The following is a 4,356-nucleotide window of genomic DNA, read 5'->3' on the forward strand; positions in this document are numbered from 1 at the left end:
CGTGGCTTCGCTCCAGAGCGCATGCACAGAGAAAGCAAACAACGGAACAGCGCCCGGTGCTAATCGATGCGATGAGCCTGCTGATTAGCAATCGAACGATCTTGTTCGCGCCGCATTGCGACCTTATATGTGAGCGTCGTCAGCCTGCAAAAACGCCGCGGGGCGGCGCGCTTGTGTTTGCCGGCTTATTCATATAGAGTCTGTTTATTCGATTAGCCGCTGTGCCTTTCTGAACGCGCCCGCGGGCTCCTTCCCAAAGACATCGATTAGTTGAACGACGTCGCGTGATGGTCGCGCGGCGATAAGCTATGCTTTGGAGAATGGACTATGCCGACAGGCACCGTGAAGTGGTTTAATGGTCAAAAGGGTTTCGGCTTCATCGCGCCGAACGACGGCGGCAACGACGTGTTCGTGCACATCAGCGCGGTCGAGCGTGCCGGCCTTTCGGGCCTGGCCGAAGGTCAGAAGGTCAACTTCGACCTGAAGACCGACAAGATGCGCGGCAAGACCAGCGCCGAGAACCTCGAGCTGGCGTAATTCAGCGATCTGCCGCATCACGGATGTACTGAGCGGCGGACGACCTGACTTCGATGAGGCGCCCCGCCCGATCGGATCGATCGGGCGGGTATCGCCATGTGTGCAATTGTTACGTGCAATAATCACGTTGACCTATTCGGCCTGGAGCGCGGATCGCCTATCGTTTCGTCTGGACCAGGCCTGCAAGTGAGGAGATCGAGATGGTCGGCAAGAACGACACCGAACGCTCACCCACGAGCATCGAGCGCGCCCGCAAGAAGCAGCTCGCCCAGGAAGAAGGCTCGCGCATGATGGCGCAGTTCCAGCAGGAAGCGGTCGCGGTGCGCAAGAACATGGAGCGCCTGCGCGCCCTGCGCCTCGCCAAGGAAGAAGCCGAGGCCGAAGCCCAGGCAGACGCCGCTCCGGTGGCCGCCAAGAAAAAGGCGCGCAAGAAGGCGTGACGCACCGGCGGCGCGCCATGCGCGCCGGGTCCCGCTCATGTCATCGGCGGACCAGACGGCACAGGCCCCGGCCAGATCGACGATCGTCAGGAGTTGAGACATGGCCGTGCCCGACGACTTCCGACTGATCCGCGAGATTCATGAGGCCGGCGGACGGCGGCGGGTTTTCGGCGCGCGCGAGCAGAAGCAGTATGACGACCTCGTCGCGCTCGGCTGGCTGCAGCGGCTGTCGACGGACGCCAAATCCGCGCATTATCGTATCACCGAACGCGGCACCTCCGCCGCACTCAGAAGCTGACGCAGCTCGGCCGCATCGCCACCAGCACGCCCTGCTGTTTGAAGCGGCGCTTGTAGGCGTCGGCAATCTCAGTCAGCGCGGCGGCCTTTGCCGGATCCTCGGCGAACACCAGCATCACCAGCTTGGTTTTCTCGTGCACGATGCGGTCGCGCGCGGGGTCGTGCCACTGTCCGACGCCGTCGAGCACGGTGAAGCCGTCCGGGAATCGCGGCGTGATTTCGTCGGCGGCGAACCGCTTGAAGTCGGCGTCGCTGACGCCGAGCCGGTCGCCGATGTTGCGGCCGAACGCAAGTTCGGCGCTCAGCATCGGCCGCGCCGGCGGCAGGCATGCGGACGGCTGCAACGTCGTGCAGCCCGCCAGCGTCGCCGCACCGCCGCAGGCGATCAATACGCGCATCATCGCTCGCCCGGCTCTCATCTCAGCCTCGCCGCAACGTCTTGAGATAGGCGCACAGCATGTCGGCGACCGCGTCCGCATAGGCGGTGATCTCGGCCGCGCTGCGCGGGCGGCTGGAGAAATCCTTGCCGACCGCGGCGAGCGTCCGGCTGATCAGCTCGGCCGCGCGCGCCCGCGTCGCGTCGGCGCTGCGCGGCGCCGCCTCGCGCAGGAACGCCGCGATGGTGCCGTCCATCGCCTTGCGGGCTTTGCGGGCTTCGGGCGCGTCGCGATACAGCGGCGCGGCGTCGTCGAGCGCGCCGCGGACCTCCGCCTCGTCGCATTCGGAACGGATGAAGGCATGGACCAGCCGCCGCAGCCGCTGCGGCGGCGGATCGCCGCGATCCTCGAGAATGTCGCGCAGTATCGCCGAGGTCTGCTGCCACTCGTCGCTCTGCAGCCGGAACAGGATCGCGGCCTTGTTGGGGAAATACTGATACAGCGAGCCGACGCTGACGCCGGCTTTCTCGGCGACCCGCGCGGTGGTGAAACGCTGCGCGCCCTCCTTCGCCAAAACCTGAATAGCGGCCTCGAGAATGGCCGCGACCAGCTCCGCCGAACGCGCCTGCTGGGGCTGCTTTCGCGTGGAAAGTGAACCACTTCGGCGCTCGACCATCACCGCCCCGGGGAATGCGATTAGCGAATGCGACTATTTATTCGTATTTTTGGAGGCGCGCAACAACGCGCTGACGATCCCGGAGTAACCATGACGACCCTGACCACCGCCCCGCTCGCGCCGCTGCTGGCCCGCCTGTTCGCCGACGCCGACGCCCGCTCGCCGGCCGACGATCCGGCGCTCGCCGAGCTGATGAACGATCGCGACCGGCTGATGCGGAGCAAGACCGATTACCTCGCCTTCTACGAACGCATGAAGGAGCAGCCGCTCGCGGTGTCGCGCGACACCGGCGCGCTGCTCTACATGCTGGCGCGCAGCATCCGCGCGGCCAGCATCGTCGAGTTCGGCACCTCGTTCGGCATCTCGACGCTGCACCTCGCCGCCGCGCTCCGCGACAACGGCGGCGGCCGGCTGATCACCACCGAGTTCGAGCCCTCGAAACTGGCGCGCGCCAAGGCCAACCTCGTCGCCGGCGGGCTGGCCGACCTGGTCGAATGCCGCGTAGGCGACGCGCTGCAGACGCTGCGCGCCGATCTGCCGGAGCGGATCGACCTGGTGCTGCTCGACGGCGCCAAGGCGCTGTATCCGGACGTGCTGGCGCTGCTGGAGAGCCGGCTCGCGCCCGGCGCACTGATCGTCGCCGACAATGCGGACTACGCGCCGGATTATCTGGCGCGAGTCCGCGATCCGGCCTGCGGCTACATCTCGGTGCCGTTCGCCGAGGATGTCGAGCTGTCGATGCGTCTGCACTGAGTATCAGGCCTCATTCGAGGCATATGCCGGCATCGCTGGCCGTAAGCGTTCGACGTCAGCCAACGCGCTCAACGATCCCCGCGGTCGGAGTGCGTCGGTTGCGCCCTCTGGCCGATCAGGGGATCAGCCTGGAGAGACGCTATGGCGATCCTGTCGACCGTTCCATCGCGCCGCGCGAGATTGCGCGCCGCCTGTCATCATCTGGCGTTTCGCGCCGCCGAGGCGCTGATCACGCTGATCGCCGGCCTGCCGCCGCATGCATCGCCGACCACGCTGCCGGCACTCGCCGCCGGACAATTACTGCTGGCGTTAGTCCGCTCCGTGCTCGCCGCCCGCGCATCACGCGCGCCGCACTGGCTCCCGCGTCGCGAAAATCACCGCGAGCAGCGCGCAGCTCATCACCGCGGTCGAGACGTAGCCGTTGGTGTGCAGCAGCCCGGCGGCAAACAGCACGCCGCCGATCGCCGAGCCGATCGCCTGGCCGAGATACAGCACCGAGGTGTTGAGCGAGACCGTCGCGCCGGCGAGCGCCGGGTCGGCCATCACCAGCCGCACCTGCTGCATCGAATTCGACGCCGCAAAGCCGAGCCCCCAGACCGCCACCGCCGCCGCCATCACCATGAAATGCCCGGCGCCGAAGGTCCATCCGGCGATGCCGGCGAGCATCAGCGAGGTGAACAGCGCGGACGTGTTGTAGGAGCCCCAGCCATCGACGATGCAACTTGCGATTACGCTGCCGACGAAGCCGCAGACGCCGTAGATCGCGAACACCAGTCCGATCTCGGCGGGGCCGGCGCCGGTCAGCCCGGTCAGCAGCGGCCCGAAATACGTGAACACGACGAACTGTCCCGAAGTCTGCAGCGACGACACGCCGAGCAGCGTCAGGATGCGGCGGCTGCGGCCGACCGCGGCCCAGGTCTTCAGATCGACCGGCGCGGCGCTCAGCCCGCCCGGCAGCCGCGCCCAGACCAGAACGAAGCTGACGAGGCCGATCGCGCCGATCATCGCGTAGGCGCCGCGCCAGCCGAAATGGCCGGCCGCGAAGGTGATCAGTGGCACACCGACCGCCACCGCCAGCGACCAGCCGAGAAACACATAGGCCATGGTGCCGCCGCGCTTTTCGATCGGCACGATCAGCGCCGCCGCGCCCGCGGCCTGCGGCGTGTACAGCGCCCCGACCGAGAGCATCGCCAGCCGCAGCACCAGCAGCACCGCGTAGTTCGGTGCGAAGGCCGAACCGAGATTGCCGAGTGCCATCACCAGCACGGTAGCCGCC

Annotated in this window: 8 protein-coding genes; 5 read left to right on the forward strand and 3 right to left on the reverse strand. The window is 67.1% G+C overall.

Going from position 1 to position 4,356, the window contains the following annotated elements:
* The 4 genes from ACOJTD_RS14440 to ACOJTD_RS14455 form a co-directional block, all read left to right on the forward strand.
* The coding region (locus ACOJTD_RS14440) for a hypothetical protein (RefSeq protein WP_420133592.1) at window positions 1–197 on the forward strand (197 nt) is incomplete at its 5' end.
* Between the two features lie 130 nt (window positions 198–327).
* Entirely contained in the window at window positions 328–537 is a 210-nt protein-coding gene (locus tag ACOJTD_RS14445) for a cold-shock protein (RefSeq protein WP_054162855.1), read from the forward strand.
* Window positions 538–737: 200 nt separating this feature from the next.
* Entirely contained in the window at window positions 738–977 is a 240-nt protein-coding gene (locus tag ACOJTD_RS14450) for a hypothetical protein (protein WP_054162856.1), read from the forward strand.
* A 100-nt stretch (window positions 978–1,077) separates the two neighbouring features.
* Entirely contained in the window at window positions 1,078–1,275 is a 198-nt protein-coding gene (locus tag ACOJTD_RS14455) for a TenA/THI-4 family protein (protein WP_420133593.1), read from the forward strand.
* Here the strand turns inward: ACOJTD_RS14455 and ACOJTD_RS14460 are convergent.
* The gene (locus tag ACOJTD_RS14460; protein WP_420133594.1) at window positions 1,265–1,672 is read right to left on the reverse strand and encodes a DUF3574 domain-containing protein; all 408 of its coding nucleotides are present in this window, start codon (window positions 1,670–1,672) and stop codon (window positions 1,265–1,267) included. The genes ACOJTD_RS14455 and ACOJTD_RS14460 overlap by 11 nt on opposite strands.
* A gap of 22 nt (window positions 1,673–1,694) precedes the next feature.
* Window positions 1,695–2,327, reverse strand: a complete 633-nt coding sequence (locus ACOJTD_RS14465) for a TetR family transcriptional regulator (protein WP_420133595.1) — start codon at window positions 2,325–2,327, stop codon at window positions 1,695–1,697.
* 90 nt (window positions 2,328–2,417) lie between these two features.
* Here ACOJTD_RS14465 and ACOJTD_RS14470 point away from each other — a divergent pair, with 90 nt between their 5' ends.
* On the forward strand, window positions 2,418–3,080 hold the full coding sequence (locus ACOJTD_RS14470) for an O-methyltransferase (protein WP_420133596.1): 663 nt from the start codon (window positions 2,418–2,420) through the stop codon (window positions 3,078–3,080).
* Between the two features lie 339 nt (window positions 3,081–3,419).
* Here the strand turns inward: ACOJTD_RS14470 and ACOJTD_RS14475 are convergent.
* A partial coding sequence (locus tag ACOJTD_RS14475; protein WP_420133597.1) for an MFS transporter occupies window positions 3,420–4,356 on the reverse strand: 937 nt, incomplete at its 5' end.

Origin of the sequence: Rhodopseudomonas sp. (assembly GCF_048594845.1) — a bacterium.
In the GTDB taxonomy this organism is placed as follows: Bacteria; Pseudomonadota; Alphaproteobacteria; order Rhizobiales; family Xanthobacteraceae; genus Rhodopseudomonas.